This is a genomic window from Sulfitobacter sp. IGS-18 (genome assembly GCF_059628195.1).
Map to the genome: position 1 here is coordinate 2,890,669 of NZ_CM184556.1, position 17,059 is coordinate 2,907,727.

Sequence of the window (17,059 nt, forward strand, 5' to 3'; positions counted from 1 at the left end):
ATGATCTTGCGCGCAGGCAGTGTTCCCGGGACCGAAGCCCAGTCGGGCTATCCCGACCCCTTCAACCTGGGGCGGGGGTTCCTCAGCTATCTCAACTTCGGCGATGCCGGCGGGCTGACCCAGTTCGGCGTCGCGCTGGAGACCCTGCTTCCGGGCAAGCAATCCTCGCAGATGCACTGGCACGAGAAGGAAGACGAATTCCTGTACCTGCTGTCCGGTGCGCTGACCGTGGTCGAGGACTGCAAGGAAACCGCGCTGCAACCGGGCGACGCCTGCTGCTGGAAGGCGGGCGACCGCACCGCGCATTGCCTGCGCAACCACAGCGATGAACCCGCAACCTATCTGATTGTCGGCACCCGTGCCGAAGACGACATCTGCCATTATCCCGATCTGGACCTGCTGGCGACGCCGCAGGGTTTCACCCATCTCGATGGCACCCCATACCCCAAAAAGGGAGAGACCAAATGACCGATTTCACCATGAAGACCGACGCCGACGGCGTTGCCATCATCACCTGGGACGTGCCCGGCAAATCCATGAACGTGATGTCCATCGACGGGCTGAGCGAGTTGGACGCGCTGATCGACGACGCCCTGGCCGACGACGCCGTGAAGGGCATCGTGATCACCTCCGGCAAGGAGGGGTCCTTTGCCGGCGGCATGGACCTGAACCTGCTGGCCAAGATGAAACAGGACGCGGGCGATGACCCGGCGAAGGGCCTGTTCGAGGGCACGATGAAAATGCATGCCCTGCTGCGCAAGATCGAACGCGCGGGCATGGACCCCAAGAAGCTGACCGGCGGCAAGCCCATTGCCGCCGCCCTGCCCGGCACGGCTGCGGGCATCGGGCTGGAGCTGCCGCTGGCCACCCACCGCATCTTTGCCGCCAACAACCCCAAGGCGCGCATCGGCCTGCCGGAAATCATGGTCGGCATCTTCCCCGGTGCCGGCGGCACTACCCGTGTCTCGCGCAAGCTGGGCGCGATGGCCGCCTCCCCCTTCCTGCTGGAAGGCAAGATGGTCGCCCCCGAGGCTGCCGTGAAGGCGGGCCTGATCGACGAGGTCGCCGATGACCCGGTGGCCGCGGCCAGGGAATGGGTGCTGAATGCCAAGGACGCCGATCTGGTCAAACCCTGGGATGCCAAGGGGTACAAGATGCCCGGCGGCGCGCCCTATCACCCGGCGGGTTTCATGACCTTCGTGGGCGCTTCCGCGATGGTCAATGCCAATACCAAGGGCGTCTATCCCGCCGCCAAGGCGCTGCTGTCGGCGGTTTACGAGGGCGCGCTGGTCGATTTCGATACCGCGCTGAAGATCGAGGCGCGCTGGTTCACTTCCGTTCTGATGAACCCTTCGTCCTCGGCCATGATCCGGTCGCTGTTCCTGAACAAGGAAGCGCTGGAGAAAGGTGCTGTGCGCCCCGAGGGCGTTGCGGACCAGCGGGTGAAGAAGCTGGGCGTGCTGGGTGCGGGCATGATGGGTGCGGGCATCGCGCTGGTCTCTGCCCAGGCGGGGATCGAGGTGGTGCTGATCGACCGCGATCAGGAAGCCGCCGACAAGGGCAAGGGTTATGCCGCCGCCTATTTCGACAAGGGCATCGCGCGCCGCAAATCCACGCCGGAGAAGAAGGAAGCCGCCCTTGCCCTGATCACCGCCACACCGGATCTGGAGCAGCTCAAGGGTTGTGACCTGATCATTGAAGCGGTGTTCGAGGACCCATCGGTGAAGGCCGAAATGACCCGGAAGGTCGAGGCCGTGATCCCGGAGGATTGCATCTTTGCCTCCAACACCTCGACCCTGCCGATCACCGGGCTGGCCCAGGCATCGAGCCGCCCTGAGCAGTTCATCGGCATCCACTTCTTCAGCCCCGTCGAACGCATGGCGCTGGTGGAGATCATCAAGGGCGAGAAGACCGGCGACCGTGCGGTGGCCAAATCGCTCGACTATGTGCGCCAGATCCGCAAGACCCCGATCGTGGTCAACGACGCGCGGTTCTTCTATGCCAACCGCTGCATCATCCCCTATGGCGGCGAGGCGAACCGCATGATCACCGAGGGCGTGGCCCCCGTGCTGATCGACAACGCCGCGCAATTGCTGGGCTTCCCCGTGGGGCCGGTGCAGCTGGGCGATGAAACTTCTGTCGATCTGGCGACCAAGATCATGCGCGCCACCAAGGCGGCCATGGGCAACGAATACCCCGCCTCCGAGGCCGACGACCTGATCGTCTGGATGGAAGACCTGGGCCGTCTGGGCCGCAAGGCCAAGGCGGGCTATTTCGACTATGACGAAAAGGGCAAGCGCCTGGGCTATTGGAAGGGCATCCACGACAAATACCCGTTGGCCGAGGAACAGCCTGACTTGCAGGAAATCCAGGACCGGCTGATGTTCGTGCAGGTGCTGGAAGCCGTGCGCGCGCTGGAGGAAGGCGTGCTGATGGACATCCGCGAGGGTGACGTGGGCGCGATCCTGGGCTGGGGCTTTGCCCCCTGGTCGGGCGGGCCTTTCTCCTGGCTGGACATGATCGGCACACCCTATGCGGCGGAACGCTGCGACCAGCTGGAAGCCAAGTTCGGCCCCCGCTTCAAATGCCCCGACCTGCTGCGCGAGATGGCCGAGAAGAACCAGACCTTCTATGGCCGCTTCGGGCCAAAGGCTGAGGCGGCGGCCTGACCGCCCTTCGTATCTGATCGGAAAGGGGCGCTTCGGCGCCCTTTTTCATGTCCTGCCAAAAGGCTGCGACAATGCATCGTGCGGCATCCGGCCGCTTTATCCTAGTTTTTTCGTCGGATACTATTTCCTTATCAATTCGCTCGGGTATAAAAGGGGCCAGCCAGCCCTTACCAACCTGCCGTCAACAGGTGGACGGCAGACCCAGATACCAAAAGGACATTCCGATGAAACGTTCCACACTTCTTTCCACCGCTGCTTTGCTGATCTGCGCCACTCCGGCCCTGGCTGTCGAGAAGGCCGAGGTGATCGAGACCTATGCCGATATCGCAGCGGCGAAATACGCGGACAGTTTGACCACCGCCCAGCGCCTGCAGGAGGCTGTTGCCAGCTTTCTGGACGCCCCCTCGGCGATGGGCCTGACCCGGGCGCGGCAGGCCTGGCTGGCGGCGCGGGTGCCCTATCAGCAATCCGAGGTCTACCGTTTCGGCAATGCCATCGTCGACGACTGGGAAGGCAAGGTGAATGCCTGGCCGCTGGATGAAGGGCTGATTGACTACGTCGATGCCAGCTATGGCGGGCCATCCGACGAAAACGGGCTGGCCGCACTGAACGTCATCGCGAACCCGACCTTCACCCTGTCCGGGACCGAGGTGGATGCCAGCACCATCACCCCCGAACTGCTGGGCGAAACCCTGCACGAGGCCGACGGGATCGAGGCCAATGTGGCCACCGGTTACCACGCCATCGAATTCCTGCTTTGGGGTCAGGACCTGAACGGCCATGACGCGGGTGCCGGCAACCGCCCCTGGACCGATTATGCGATGGGCGAGGATTGCACCAATGGCAATTGCGACCGCCGCGCCGAATATCTGGTTGCCGCCACCGACCTGCTGGTCTCGGATCTGGAGTGGATGGCCGCACAATGGGCCGATGGCGGCGCCGCCAGGACCGCGCTGCTGGAAGACGAGAACGCAGGGCTTGCCGCGATGCTGACCGGCATGGGCTCGCTGTCTTATGGCGAGCAGGCGGGCGAGCGGATGCGCCTTGGCCTGATGCTGAACGACCCCGAAGAAGAGCATGACTGCTTTTCCGACAACACCCACAACAGCCATTACTACGACGGGCTTGGCGTGCAGAGCACCTATCTGGGTGAATATGTCAGTGTTGACGGCACGCTGGTCTCCGGCCCCTCGCTCTCCGATCTGGTCGCAGAGACCGACCCGGCGCTGGACACAGAAATGCGCGAAAAGCTGAGCACAACGATGCTGGCGCTGGGGCGGATCAAGACCGCGGCCGAAGCCGGTTTTGCCTATGACCAGATGCTGGAGCGCGGCAATGCAGGCGGCGAGGCGCTGATCATGGGCGGGGTCAACGGGCTGATCGACCAGACCCGCACGATCGAACGCGTGGTCAAGGTTCTGGGGCTCGATCAGGTCGCCTTTGAAGGTTCCGACAGTCTGGACAATCCCAACGCCGTCTTCCAATAAGCAAACCGGATCAGCCAGCCTTACTGCCAGCCAGGTCTCAAATTCTCACAGGACAATAACAATGAAGAAACAGACACACCTTGCGGGGCTTTGCGGCCTCGCGATGCTTTGTGGCCATGCGGCACAGGCTCAGGACGCAGGTTTCACCTGGGAAGCCGAAATCGAAATCGGCGTTGACAGTACGGTCAGCTCGGATGATCCGACGGCGGAATTCAGCGATCTCTACCTCAGCATCGAGGCCGCGTTCGAGGCGGCGATCACCGACCGCATCACCGCCTTCGGCGGGCTGACGCTGGAATCCGTCACAGACCCTACCGACGACCGCAGCTTCGATGACCTGGGGCTTTACGTCAATGAACTGGGCCTGCGCTTCGCCTTTGGTGAAACGCTGGTCTCCGTCGGCAAGCTGAGCCCGGTTTTCGGCGTGACCTGGGACGATGCACCGGGCTATTACGGCACCTCGCTCTCGGGCGATTACGAGCTGGCCGAGATGATCGGCCTGACCGTCGATACGCCCCTTGGCGCGGATGGCACCCTGTCCCTTGCGGTGTTTTATGCCGACAACAGTGTTCTGAGCGACAGCATCGGCAACCGGCGCGGGCGCAATTCGGTGGCGGCGGGCGGCGTCGGCAACACCGGCAAGCTGAACAACATCGCACTGCAATTCAGCCGGGAATTTGGCGCCACCACCGCATGGGTCGGCGCACGCCACCTGGCAGCGGGCACGGGCGATGTCTCGGATGAAAACGGTGTTGTGGCCGGGCTGGCCCATGATTTCGGCAATGGCTGGGACATGATCGGCGAAATGGCCCATTTCAGTGGCGCGGGCGGCACGGCTGCGGATGCAACCTACAGCACCCTCGGCGCGACATATGTGCTGGACCAATGGTCATTCTCGGGCACGGGGACGGTGGTGAACACCAGCGGCGCAGGCCGTGACAAGATGCTCGCCCTTGGGATAGACCGGCAGATAACCGACAACAGCGAGATCAACTTTGGCCTGGCCCGCTTTGACGTGGGCGGCGTAAAATCGACAGCGGTCGGCCTGGCGGCTGTCGTATCGTTCTAAGAAGGAGCCGTCATGACAGCCAGCCAAAAGCCTGCCGCCACAGCGCGACGGGACCGGCCCGCCAGCATGTCACACCGGAAAGTTAAAATCTCCTGCGCCCTGGTGCCGCTGATCCTGGTGATGGGATCGGCGGCGCTGGCGCAGGAGGCGCCGGTGCTGGATGACAACCATCTGAATGTGATCCCCCGCACCGCCGCGGAGGCCGCGCGCATCGCGGCGGTACTGGCGCCGCCCGCCGATTTCACATCCCCCGAACAATTCGAACAGCTTTCTGCCGGGGCCGCCACCGTGCGGGCGCGCAAGTCGGCGGATGCCTTTTCCCAGCCCTCCGGCAACATCAGTTTCGAGGATGAGCTGACCTTCAAGGTGGGCAACGGCCTGTTTCGCAAGCTCTGGGTCTCTGCCCCCTCCTCCACGCTGGCCTCTGACGGGCTGGGGCCGCTTTACAACGCGCGCTCCTGCCAGCGCTGCCACATCAAGGACGGGCGTGGCCATCCGCCCGAGGCGCAGGACGACAATGCGATCTCCATGTTCCTGCGGGTGTCGATCCCCGGAGACGAGAGCGACGCCATCGACGAGATCGAAGGCTATATCGCCAGCCGCCCCGACCCCACCTATGGCACGCAGTTGCAGGATTTTGCCGTGCAGGGGCATGCCGCTGAATACCGCCTTGATATCACGTACAAAGAGGAACCTGTCACGCTGGCTGACGGGACCGAGGTATCGCTCAGGCATCCCACCTACGGGGCGGCCGATCTGGGCTATGGCCCGCTGCATCCCGACGCCATGCTGAGCCCGCGCGTCGCGCCGCAGATGATCGGCATGGGCCTGCTCGAAGCGATCCCCGCCGCCGATATCCTTGCCCTGGCGGACCCGGATGATGCGGACGGCGACGGCATTTCGGGACGGGCCAATATCGTCTGGTCCAAGGCGCTGGACCGGCCCATGCTGGGGCGCTTCGGCCTGAAGGCGGGCAACCCTTCGGTGCTGGAACAATCGGCCGGGGCCTTTGCCGGGGACATCGGCATATCGAACCCCCTGTTCACGGCGGGTTCTGGTGAATGCACCGATCTGCAGGCCGATTGCCTGGCCGCGATCCATGGTGACGGCGATGCGCGCGGCACCGAGATCGACGCCGAGGGGCTGGATCTGGTGACCTTCTACAGCCGCAACCTGGGCGTGCCGGAGCGCCGCAACCCGGGCGATCCGCAGGTGTTGCAGGGCAAGAAGGTGTTTTATGAGACCGGCTGCACCTCCTGCCACCAGCCCAAATTCGTGACCAACCGGCTTGCAGACCAGCCGGAGCAGTCTTTCCAGCTGATCTGGCCCTATACCGATCTGTTGCTGCATGACATGGGCCCCGGTCTGGCGGACAACCGCCCCGAGGCGCGGGCCAGCGGAACGGAGTGGCGGACGCCGCCGCTTTGGGGTATCGGTCTGACGGAACAGGTCAGTGGCCACAGCTATTTCCTGCACGACGGGCGGGCCCGGTCCCTGCTGGAGGCGATCCTTTGGCATGGCGGCGAGGCGCAGGCCCAGCGCGATGCGGTCATCGACCTGCCGACTGCCGAGCGCGAGGCGCTGATCACCTATCTGGAGAGCCTATGACCAGATTTTTCCTGAGCCTGCTTGTTGCATTGATGCCCTTTGCCGCTGTGGCACAGGATGCCACGGCCAAGATCACCGATGTGGTCACGCATCACATCCTGCCGCGGTTTGACGCGCTGTCAGAGAATGCCGGGCGGCTGGCCGAGGTGGCCGGGAACGACTGCGCGCCCACTTCGCGGGCACTGCGCGACGCTTATGGCGTGGCGTTTGACAGCTGGGTCAGCGCCAGCCACCTGCGTTTCGGCCCGACCGAAGTTGGCGACCGGGCCTTTGCGCTGGCCTTCTGGCCCGACAGCCGGGGCGCGACCCCGCGTGCGCTGGCCGGTCTGATGGCAGAACGCGATGCGATCATCGACAGCGCCGAGGGCTTTGCACAGGTTTCCATCGCGGCACGGGGGTTCTACGGGCTGGAATACCTGCTTTATGATCCGGAGCTGACCGGTGCTGCCGATCCCGCCTACCTGTGCGGCCTGATCCGCGCGGTCACCGCCGATATCGCCGCAACGGCCGGGACCATCCGCGCGGAATGGCACGAGAGCTATGCGCCCGGGATGCTGAACCCCGGCCCGAATGGCACCTACCGCAGCGAAGACGAGGTGTTGCAGCAGCTTTTCACCGCGCTGACCACGGGGCTTGAGTTCACCGCAGAGACGCGTCTGGGCCGCCCCCTGGGCACCTTTGACCGCCCTCGGCCCAGGCGGGCGGAGGCCTGGCGCTCTGATCGGTCGGCGCGCCATGTGGGCCTGAGCCTTACCGCCCTGCGCGATCTGGCGGAACGTCTGGCCGCCGGTCACCCGCAGGTTGCTTCCGGGCTGGATCACGCCTTTGCCAAGGCCGTTGATCAACTGGAGACTTTGGACGATCCGGTGTTTGCCGGGGTGGCCCAGCCGCAAAGCCGGTTGAAGGTGGAAGTGCTCCAGCAGGATGTCGAAGCCATCCGCGCCCTCGCCCGCAGCGCACTGGGGCCGACGCTGGGTGTGGCCGCGGGCTTCAACTCGCTGGATGGCGACTGAGATGTCCGGGGCCCCGCAGCGCGGACGCCGACAGTTTCTGGGCGGGCTGATTGCCGCCGGGGTGCTGCCAGTCCCCAGCTGGGCCGATGCGGGATCCCCCGCCTATCTGGCCGCAGGCGCGCGGGCGGACGGGACCTATCTGCTGTGCGGTATCGCGGCGGACCTGTCGGTGCTGTTCGAAATTCCCCTGCCTGCCCGTGGCCATGCCGCAGCCGCCCATCCGACGCGACCGCAGGCGGTGGCCTTTGCCCGCAGGCCCGGCACCTTCGCGGTGGTGATCGACTGTGCGACGGGGCGGCAACAGGCCCGGCTGACCTGCCCCGAAGGGCGGCATTTCTATGGCCATGGGGTGTTTTCGGCGGGGGGCGAATGGCTGTTCACCACCGAGAATGACTTTGAGGCCGGCGCAGGGCGCATCGGCATCTGGGACGTTGCCGCAGGCTACAGGCGCCGCGGCGAGATCAGCAGCGGCGGGATCGGCCCGCATGACATCAAGCGGCTGCCGGGGACGGATATTCTGGTGGTGGCGAATGGTGGCATCGACACCCACCCCGACACCGGAAGGACCAAGCTGAACATCCCCACGATGGCCCCGAACCTGAGCTATATCGACCAGGGCAAGATCGTCGAGCAGGCCGCCCTGCCCCATGCACAGCACAAGAATTCGATCCGGCATCTTGCGGTTGGCCCAGGCGGCGATGTCGTCTTTGGCATGCAATGGCAGGGCGAAGAGCCGGTGGAAGCGCTGGTGGGCAGGCACCGGAGGGGCGGGCAGATTGCCCTCTTCGACGCCCCGCCCGAGGCGGTGCGCGAGATGGAGGGCTATATCGGCAGCATCGCCATTTCGCCGGACGGCGCCCGGGTTGCCGTCACCTCGCCCCGTGGCAACCGGGTGCAGATCTTTGACACGGGCACCATGGCCCTGTCGCAGGTCATCTCCCTGAACGACGTCTGTGGCGTGGCCCCGGCGGAGGGTGGTTTTACCGTGACCACAGGTGCCGGAGAGCTGCGGTGCCTGCGCGGGTCGGGCGAGGCCAGGGCAAAAGCCGATCTGATGTGGGACAATCACCTGATCCCGGTCTAGAGCCCCTGACGAAACACCTGAAAGACCATGTTCCACTTAGCCCGTTGAAGTCTCTGATTTCAGGCAGCGTTACGTGAGTAAGGTTTTCGCATCACGCCGTGAGACATCACGCGAAACGCCTTGGCGCATCATTCCGCAAGGGACGACATGTCATACATGACATGTCAAAAATGACAGGTCTTGTATGACATGTCTGCAATTGCTTGGAGCAGGGAGCAGACGGCAAATGTGGAAAGCGCAAAGCGCAACGCGCATAGCCTGTGGTTTCAACGATGGCCTGAGTGACCTGAGGTTCAGGCACCGGCTGGAATTTGGGTTGCCCGGGGCCATTCTTGCCTCCCGGAATATGCCCGCCCCCGTGACATGCAAAAGGGGCCGCGGCTCTCACCTCGCGGCCCCTTTGCTGACATGGGGATGTCTGCTAGTCTCTCCGCGGCCCCCTCCAGATGGGCCGCGCCGGTCAGATCAACAGGGTGCGGCAGAACAATCGCCACGACCGCCTGTGGCCAGCATCCGGTCTTCCATGGTCAGGCATCCGGCCAGAAACGCCGCATCGCTCAGCCCCAGAACGTCATAGACGGGGGCGGTGCCGTCCAGCAGATTGTCCAGCACCATCCGCGCCACCGGGCAATGGATCAAGGCACCACCTTCGGCATAGATGACCTGTTCATCGGCAAAGGAGATCACCACCAGCTCCACCATTTCCTGCGGTGCCGCACGGTGGATGCCGCGCACCCCTACCAGCGCCTGCGCCGGGACAAGGGCAAAGGGATCGCCATAGATATCGGCGGCCGCATCGCTTTCCACCAGCACCCCCTGATCGGCCAGCAGGGTCAGTTCGGCACGGTTGTCCAGCGCACCGGCAGGCACGATGACCGGCCAGAGGGCCGGGTTCGTATCGGGGGCGTCGATCCACATCATGACGCGGCGCAGATCGGTGATCTGCTGCATGCCGTGGTCAAAGGTCAGGACGGAATCGCCAACCGCCAACGCTTCGACAGCGCGCCAGCCCAGGTTTGACGCCACCCGCGTGCCCGCCATCAGACCGTTTGTCAGTGTCGCAAGACCGCCGTCATAGGCGCCCGTCATCTCGGGCGTTCGGCGGTTCATCTCTTTTGTCTTCCATCCAAGCATTTCATCCATCCCCATGGTGACGCGCCGTGGCAGGGCGCTGGTGCAGTTGATGGCACCAAGTGGGGTGATTCCCATGTCCGGTACGGGACCGGAAAGCGGCGGAAATCTGGCATTGTCCCCGGTTCCGGCGACAATACCGCTGATTTCGGGGGAATTGAGTGGCGCAAAGATGGCAATCCTGCGGAATAGGTGACCACCGCCAGCGCGGTTCAGGGAAACCGGTAGCCGAAGCGCGCGATGTCCCCGGCGCAGCAGCGCGCGACGATCTCGCGCAGGTCCGGGGTGTAGAGGCTTTGACAGGTTTCCGTCCGCGCGGATGTGTTGACATGCGGCAGCTCCAGCCGAAAGCCCAGATGATCCCATAGCGGTGCTGCATCCGCCTCCAGATGCTCCAGCCGGATATAGGCGCTGCAGCGTTCCACGCCGGTCACATCGCGCATGTAACGGGCGGCGGGCCAGTCCTGCAGGCTGGACTGAAGTGCCGCGTCGGAGAGGAAACCTGCGAAATCCGTCGATTTTGCCAGATGCACGGCGGGGTGGTCGAATGCCTGCTCGCGCAGCCAGTGGTAATAGCTGACCACGCGGTCCCAGGGGTTGCGCACCAGGGTAAAGGTGAACATTTCCGCGATCTCCCCGGGGGTGATCAGCCCGTCGATATCCGCAAGCGTGCTGTGTTTCCACAAACGGCCCGCCGCCTGCACCCCTTTCAGACGCCGCCGCCGCTTTGCCGCCTTGGGCGTGTCGCCCAGCATGATGTCGTCTTTCATCGCCCGCGCCTCCAGCGCCAGCGCCATGGAGGTGCCGCCCGTCTTGGGGCTGTGGACAAAGATATAGGACCGTCCCCGGCTGATGATCACGGGGCTTCACCCGCAGGCGCGCGCCCCGCCGGTACCGGCGTGTCGGAGCGCAGGGCGATGATGCTGCCCGCACAGGCAATCAGCGCCATGCCCGCCAGCGCCAGCGGCGGCACCGCCTGCCCCCAGAGCATCCAGGCCCAGAAACTGGCAAAGACCAGCAGCGAATATTCAAAGACCGCGACATGGCTTGCCTCGCCGATCAGGTAGCCGCGCACGATCAGCGCAATGCCGATCAGCGAGCCGACCGCCTGCACCGCGAACCAGAACAGCATCGGTGCGTCCAGCGGCCCCCAGGACCGCAGGACAAAACCCGCATGCCCCTCGGGCGCGCCGGTGCCGGGGATGAGCGCCATGCCGATCAGGCCGAATATCCCCAGGACACCAAAGAAGCCGGCGCTGAGCGTCAGCGTGCTTTCGCCTTCGCACCAGGCGCGGGTGGCCACGGCGCCCACGGCATAAAGCAAGCCCGCAAGGATCGGCGCGAAGGCCACCCAGTCGAGCGCCGAAGGATCGGGGCGGATCACCAGAAGCGCCCCGGCAAAGCCGATGCCCACGGCGCACCAGCGGTAAGGGCCGACCTGCTTGCCCTGGAACAGGACCGAGATCAGCACCACAAAGAGCGGCGAGGTGAACAACCCGGCCACCACCACCCCGATGGGCAGCACCGACAGGCAGCCGAAGTAGATCAGCATTGCGCCGCCCTGAAACAGGCTGCGCCCGAGCACCGCCCAGGGCCGTTTCGGCCGCAGGCTGCCAAAGCCTAGGGCAACCACCGCCCCAAGTATGGCAACCGCCATCAGCGACCGGACAAAGTGGAATTGCCAGAGCGAGCCGCGCTCGGAGATAAAGGGGACGAAATTATCCGTCAGACCCAATGTCGCCATGCCGCCCAAGACCGAAACTGCCGCCAAACCCGGCCTGATGCTCTGATTGCTCACCCGATACCCCTTTTTTTCACCTTTCCAAAGTCGCCCTCGCACCGCAATACTCAATCCGCCGAAGCGTAGCAGCAGGGAGGATGCAAATGGGTTGGATGCAGGACGAAACGGGGCTTGAAAAATGCCCTGCCAATTATGTGCCGTTGACCCCCCTGTCGCATCTGCAGCGCGCGGCCGATGTTTTTGCCAGCCGCCTGGCCGTGGTCTATGGCGATCACCGGGTGACCTATGCGCAGTATCACGCGCGCTGCTCGCGTCTGGCCTCGGCCCTTGCCGCGCGCGGCATCCGTCCCGGTGACGTGGTGGCAACACTGCTGCCCAATACCCCGGCACAGGCAGAGGCGCATTTCGGCGTGCCCGCCTGCGGCGCGGTGTTGAACACGATCAACACGCGGCTGGATCTGGGCACGGTGAGCTATATCCTGGCCCATGGCGGCGCAAAGCTGGCGCTGGTGGATACGGAGTTCGTGCCGCTGGTGGAGGCCGCGCGGGAGCAATTGCCGCAGAGCGACCTGCAGATCATCGAAGTGACCGATGTGTCGGCGGGCCCCGCGACCGGGCGGCATCCGGTTTATGAGGATTTCCTGGCCCAGGGCGATGCGGATTTCGCCTGGCAGATGCCGCAGGATGAATGGGAAAGCCTCGCGCTGAACTATACCTCCGGCACCACCGGGCGGCCCAAGGGGGTCGTCTATCATCACCGCGGCGCCTATCTGATGACCATGGGCACGGTGATTTCCTGGCGCATGGTGCTGCATCCGATCTACATGCAGATCGTTCCGCTGTTTCACTGCAACGGCTGGAACCACACCTGGATGATGCCCCTGATCGGCGGCACGCTGGTCTGCAGCCGCGACATCACCGCCAAGGCCATTTATGACGCCATCGCGGATGAGGGCGTGACCCATTTTGGCGGCGCGCCCATCGTGTTGAACATGATCGTCAATGCGAAAGCCGAAGACCGCCGCGACTTTGACCACGAGGTCGAGGTCTTTACCGCCGGTGCGCCGCCCGCCCCCGCGACCCTGTCCAAGATCGAGAAGCTGGGCTTCAATGTCACCCAGGTTTACGGGCTGACCGAAACCTATGGCCATGTGACCGAATGCCTGTGGCGGGCCGAGGATTGGGAGGCACTGGATCAATCCGCCCGTGCCGCGATCAAGGCCCGGCAGGGGGTTGCCATGCCGATGATGGAGCATATCACGGTGATGGACCCGCAGATGGCCCAGATCCCGAGGGATGGCAGCACCCAGGGCGAGATCATGATCCGGGGCAATTCGGTGATGAAGGGATATCTGAAGAACCCGCAGGCCACGAAAGAGGCGCTGGCCGGCGGCTATTTCCACTCCGGTGACCTGGCTGTGCAACATGATGACGGCTACATCCAGATCGCGGACCGCGCCAAGGACATCATCATCTCGGGCGGCGAGAACATTTCGAGCGTCGAGGTCGAAGGCGTGTTGATGGGCCACCCGGACGTGAACCTTGCCGCCGTGGTGGCACAGCCGCATGAGAAATGGGGCGAGGTGCCTTGCGCCTTTGTGGAACTGAAACCGGGTGCGGTGGAAGATGCCGAGGCGCTGATCGCCTATGCCCGCGAGACGCTGGCGGGGTTCAAGACGCCAAAGCGGGTGGTCTTTCAGGAGCTGCCAAAGACATCGACCGGCAAGATTCAGAAGTTTGAACTGCGCAAGGCCGCAGCCGCGCTTTGACGCGCTCACGGCCGGTTGCGGTGGTTGCCTGCATGATGACAACCGGGGGGTGCGGCGGAACGGCAATGCCGCTGGGCCATTGCCGCCGCCACCTTCGGTGTTAAACTAGGCAAAAAACAAGAGGCAGACCCGCACCCCCATGACCGCGCTCACCAAATATGCCCGGCTCGAGGCAACCGCGCTGTGGCGCGCCACGCCCGAGGCGCAGCGTCAGGAGGTGATCGTGTCGGTTGGCGATGCGACGCTGGTGATCTCCAACCTCAACGACCGGCCCCTGACCCATTGGTCGCTTGCCGCGGTGGAACGGGCCAACCCGAACGAAACCCCGGCGATCTATCACCCGGATGGCGACCCCGGTGAAACGGTGGAGATCGCGGAAAACGAAACCGAGATGATCGAAGCGATCGAGACCCTGCGCCGTGCGATCACCCGCGCGCGCCCCAGGCCGGGGCGGCTGCGGCTGGTGGGCATGGTTGTTTCCTTTGTCGTGGTTGCCGCACTTGTCCTGTTCTGGCTGCCCGGTGCCATGCAGGATCACACCCTGCGCGTCGTGCCGGGCGTGAAACGCACGCAGATCGGGCTTGCCCTGCTCAGCCGGATCGAACGTGTCTCCGGCCCCGCCTGTGCAGAGACCGCAGGGCGCGCCGCGCTTTCGCTTCTGGCAAACCGGCTGTCGGCGGGGAAACTGGCGGTCCTGCCGGATATGACCCGCGAGAGCCTGCATCTGCCCGGTGGCTTGATCCTGCTGGACCGCTCGGTGATCGAGGATTTCGAAGAACCCGATGTTGCCGCCGGTTTTGTCATCACGGAAATGGCTCGTCGGGCGGACAGTGACCCGCTGCGCGATCTGCTGCGGGCGGTGGGCCTGCGGGAAAATTTTCGCCTGCTGACCACCGGCGACGTCGCCCCGCAGGCGCTGGACCGCTATGCCGAACAGCTGCTGGCCACCCCACCGGCGGCGGTGGACCTTACGGCTCAGCTGGACCTCTTTGCCAAAGCCAAGGTGCGCAGCACCCCCTATGCCTATGCCCGCGACATCAGCGGTGAAACCACCCTGCCCCTGATCGAGGGCGACCCGATGGCAGGCAAGCTGACCGCCCCGCTGATGTCCGACGCCAACTGGCTGCGCCTGCAAAGCATCTGCGGCGGCTGAGGCCTGGCTTTCTCCTTTACCGGACCTGATGGGCAAAGACGGATTTCCGCCCCGCCGCCGGACGGTCTTTGGGCAGAGAAATGGCCAGCCGGATATTCTCCGACTGGCCAGGGCGAGCTGCTGAAAAGTTGAAACGCGTTAGTTACGCGCGAAAGCGTCGCTGTAACCGGCCCCCTTCAGGCGGCGCATCGCATTCTGGATCGCCTGCGCCGAATGGAACGGTCCGGCCTGCACGGTCATATAGGTCTTGCCGTTCCTGCTGTGTTTGCCGATGCGGGCCGCCATGCCCATGCGGGCGATGTTCTGTGCCGCTCTCTGCGCATTGGCAGGGTTGCCAAAGGTCCCGATCTGCACAAAGTGCTTGTCGGCCAGGGCCCGTGAGGGGGTCGCGGCGGCGGCCTGCGGCTGCGCCGCCTTGGGCGCGGAGCGCGAGGAATAGACAGGCTGGCGCTTTGCCGGGGTCCGCGCGCTTGCCGGATGATTGCGGATGATCCGCTTGGTCAGCTGGCCGTTGCGCTGCACGATTGTGACTTCACCCAGTTCCCGGCGCTGCGTCGCGATATCGAGATAGGGATAGACCAGTGGCACAGAGGCCGTCAGATCCCGCCCGGTGGCCTGGTTGATCAGGCGGCGCGGGACGGTCTGTGTCCAGATCAGCAACATGTCGCTGCGTCCGGCAAGGCTCTGCTCTGCCCGGCGCGGGTTCAACCGGCCATCTTCCCAGACGGTCTTGTAACCCGGGGGCACGCGCACGTTGTCATAGGTGTTGAGGCGGTTCTGCGCCACATGTTTGGGCACGATGCGTGTATGCGCCGTGACCTCGGACGCGGTGACAGCATAGCTCCGCGTCCCGCCGGCCGCATATCCCGGTGCGATGATCGGTTCCGCCTGGGGTCCGCAACGGACCGGGGTGCTGGCAGAGCCGCGCAGGTATTGCTGGGACAGGGGCGATGCCCCCCGGCAGGCCGTGGCGACCTCTGCGCTGCGCCGCACCTGGGGCGCGGGTGCGGGCGCGGGAACCGGGGCGGCGATGATGACCGGCGCAGGTTTGATCCGGGGCTGTGGCTTGGGCGCCGGAGCGGTCTGGCGGACAACAACGGGGGCCGCCTGACGTTTGCGCTTGGGCGCCGCCACCTTGCGCGGTTTGGGGGCCGGTGCCGCCGCTGCGGGTGCATTGTTGAGGGTGATCTGAACAGGCGCTTCCGCCGGTTGGGCCGGTGCTGCCGCCGCCGATGCGACCTGCCCCGACAGGCTGGGCTTGAACCCGCAGATCGTCTTGCGGGACCGGGTCACGCGTGGAATCCAGGACACATTGCCATCAATACCGGCACGGATGAAGACGCAGCCCCGACTGTCAACGTATTGCTTGCCCTTGTAGGAAGCAGGCGGAAACTCCGCCGGTTGCTGTTCCTGAATCTGGGCATCGACCTGCAGGGCCGCCAATCCGCCGGAAGCGGCAATAATGGCTATGGCAATCAGTCTTGTAAGCTTCATCTCGTGCCCCCACACAATCCGAATGAGAATATCGGCCAAGGATGCCCCAGCCTGTTCGCGGTGTCCAGCGCGCAAGCCGCTTTATCCAGCTGTTTCCGGGCGGTGATTGATCTACTTCGTGCCAAACATCCGGTCGCCGGCATCGCCCAGCCCCGGCACGATGTATCCCACGTCGTTCAGCGCCTCGTCCACGGCTGCGGTGACGATGGGCACATCGGGATGGGCCTCCCGCATCCGCGCGATTCCCTCAGGTGCTGCCAGAAGACACAGAAAGCGGATGCTGGTGGCACCCGCCTGTTTCAACAGGTCAATCGCCGCCGCCGAGGAATTGCCCGTGGCCAGCATCGGATCGACCGCAATCACCAGCCGGTCGTCCAGCCCCTCCGGCACCTTGAAATAATACTGCACGGGTTGCAGCGTTTCCTCGTCCCGGTAGAGGCCGACAAATCCGACCCGCGCCGAGGGGATCAGCTCAAGCACACCGTCCAGCAACCCGTTGCCCGCCCGCAGGATGGAGATCAGCGCCAGTTTCTTGCCGTCAAGCGTGGGCGCGTCCATCTCCTGCATGGGCGTGTTGATCTTCTTGGTGGTCATCGGCAAGCCGCGCGTGACCTCATAGGCCAGCAGCTGGCTGATCTCCCGCAGGAGCTGCCGGAACACCGCCGTCGGCGTGTCGCGGTCGCGCATGATGGTCAGCTTGTGCTGAACCAGCGGATGGTTCACCACGGTCAGATGGTCGTCGGTCAATGGGGGCATGGGCAGCACTTTCCTTTTGCTCCGTTGTCGCGCGAAACCGAAGATTTCGCAAGCAGCGCCCCCTGCTCTTTTTGGCCTTAAATAT

At 64.5% G+C, this 17,059-nt stretch carries 14 protein-coding genes; 9 read left to right on the forward strand and 5 right to left on the reverse strand.

What is annotated here, in order from left to right; all coding sequences use genetic code 11:
* The 7 genes from ACWNZ3_RS13895 (at position 1) to ACWNZ3_RS13925 (ending at position 8,930) form a co-directional block, all read left to right on the forward strand.
* On the forward strand, positions 1–468 hold the full coding sequence (locus ACWNZ3_RS13895; RefSeq protein WP_496900310.1) for a cupin domain-containing protein: 468 nt from the start codon (positions 1–3) through the stop codon (positions 466–468).
* Positions 465–2,669 (forward strand): 3-hydroxyacyl-CoA dehydrogenase NAD-binding domain-containing protein, encoded by a 2,205-nt coding sequence (locus ACWNZ3_RS13900; RefSeq protein WP_496900311.1) that lies wholly within the window; start codon positions 465–467, stop codon positions 2,667–2,669. The genes ACWNZ3_RS13895 and ACWNZ3_RS13900 overlap by 4 nt, the downstream gene beginning before the upstream one ends.
* Positions 2,670–2,893: 224 nt before the next feature.
* Positions 2,894–4,156, forward strand: a complete 1,263-nt coding sequence (locus tag ACWNZ3_RS13905) for an imelysin family protein (protein ID WP_496900312.1) — start codon at positions 2,894–2,896, stop codon at positions 4,154–4,156.
* 61 nt (positions 4,157–4,217) lie between these two features.
* Positions 4,218–5,225: a hypothetical protein gene (locus tag ACWNZ3_RS13910; protein WP_496900313.1), complete on the forward strand. Its 1,008-nt coding sequence runs from the start codon at positions 4,218–4,220 to the stop codon at positions 5,223–5,225.
* 120 nt (positions 5,226–5,345) lie between these two features.
* Positions 5,346–6,833, forward strand: a complete 1,488-nt coding sequence (locus ACWNZ3_RS13915) for a di-heme oxidoreductase family protein (protein ID WP_496901908.1) — start codon at positions 5,346–5,348, stop codon at positions 6,831–6,833.
* The gene (locus ACWNZ3_RS13920; RefSeq protein WP_496900314.1) at positions 6,830–7,846 is read left to right on the forward strand and encodes an imelysin family protein; all 1,017 of its coding nucleotides are present in this window, start codon (positions 6,830–6,832) and stop codon (positions 7,844–7,846) included. Before ACWNZ3_RS13915 ends, ACWNZ3_RS13920 begins: the two co-directional genes overlap by 4 nt.
* Before the next feature lies 1 nt (position 7,847).
* A complete protein-coding gene (locus tag ACWNZ3_RS13925; RefSeq protein WP_496900315.1) occupies positions 7,848–8,930 on the forward strand; it encodes a DUF1513 domain-containing protein in 1,083 nt (360 codons plus the stop codon).
* Positions 8,931–9,395: 465 nt separating this feature from the next.
* Here the strand turns inward: ACWNZ3_RS13925 and ACWNZ3_RS13930 are convergent, their stop codons facing one another.
* The 3 genes from ACWNZ3_RS13930 to ACWNZ3_RS13940 all read right to left on the reverse strand — a co-directional run bounded on the left by ACWNZ3_RS13930 (position 9,396) and on the right by ACWNZ3_RS13940 (position 11,859).
* A complete protein-coding gene (locus ACWNZ3_RS13930) occupies positions 9,396–10,040 on the reverse strand; it encodes a Hint domain-containing protein (protein WP_496900316.1) in 645 nt (214 codons plus the stop codon).
* A 233-nt stretch (positions 10,041–10,273) separates the two neighbouring features.
* Positions 10,274–10,921, reverse strand: a complete 648-nt coding sequence (locus ACWNZ3_RS13935; protein WP_496900317.1) for a sulfotransferase family protein — start codon at positions 10,919–10,921, stop codon at positions 10,274–10,276.
* Positions 10,918–11,859 carry a DMT family transporter gene (locus tag ACWNZ3_RS13940; RefSeq protein ID WP_496900318.1) on the reverse strand — a complete coding sequence of 314 codons (942 nt, stop codon included), beginning with the start codon at positions 11,857–11,859 and terminating at the stop codon, positions 10,918–10,920. The genes ACWNZ3_RS13935 and ACWNZ3_RS13940 overlap by 4 nt, the downstream gene beginning before the upstream one ends.
* A gap of 86 nt (positions 11,860–11,945) precedes the next feature.
* Here ACWNZ3_RS13940 and ACWNZ3_RS13945 point away from each other — a divergent pair, with 86 nt between their 5' ends.
* Positions 11,946–13,571: an AMP-binding protein gene (locus ACWNZ3_RS13945; protein WP_496900319.1), complete on the forward strand. Its 1,626-nt coding sequence runs from the start codon at positions 11,946–11,948 to the stop codon at positions 13,569–13,571.
* Between the two features lie 139 nt (positions 13,572–13,710).
* A complete protein-coding gene (locus ACWNZ3_RS13950) occupies positions 13,711–14,724 on the forward strand; it encodes a hypothetical protein (protein ID WP_496900320.1) in 1,014 nt (337 codons plus the stop codon).
* A 138-nt stretch (positions 14,725–14,862) separates the two neighbouring features.
* Here ACWNZ3_RS13950 and ACWNZ3_RS13955 read toward each other — a convergent pair whose 3' ends face one another.
* A complete protein-coding gene (locus ACWNZ3_RS13955) occupies positions 14,863–16,218 on the reverse strand; it encodes an SPOR domain-containing protein (RefSeq protein WP_496900321.1) in 1,356 nt (451 codons plus the stop codon).
* A 111-nt stretch (positions 16,219–16,329) separates the two neighbouring features.
* Entirely contained in the window at positions 16,330–16,974 is a 645-nt protein-coding gene (upp, locus tag ACWNZ3_RS13960) for a uracil phosphoribosyltransferase (protein ID WP_496900322.1), read from the reverse strand.
* Positions 16,975–17,059: the final 85 nt, after the last annotated feature.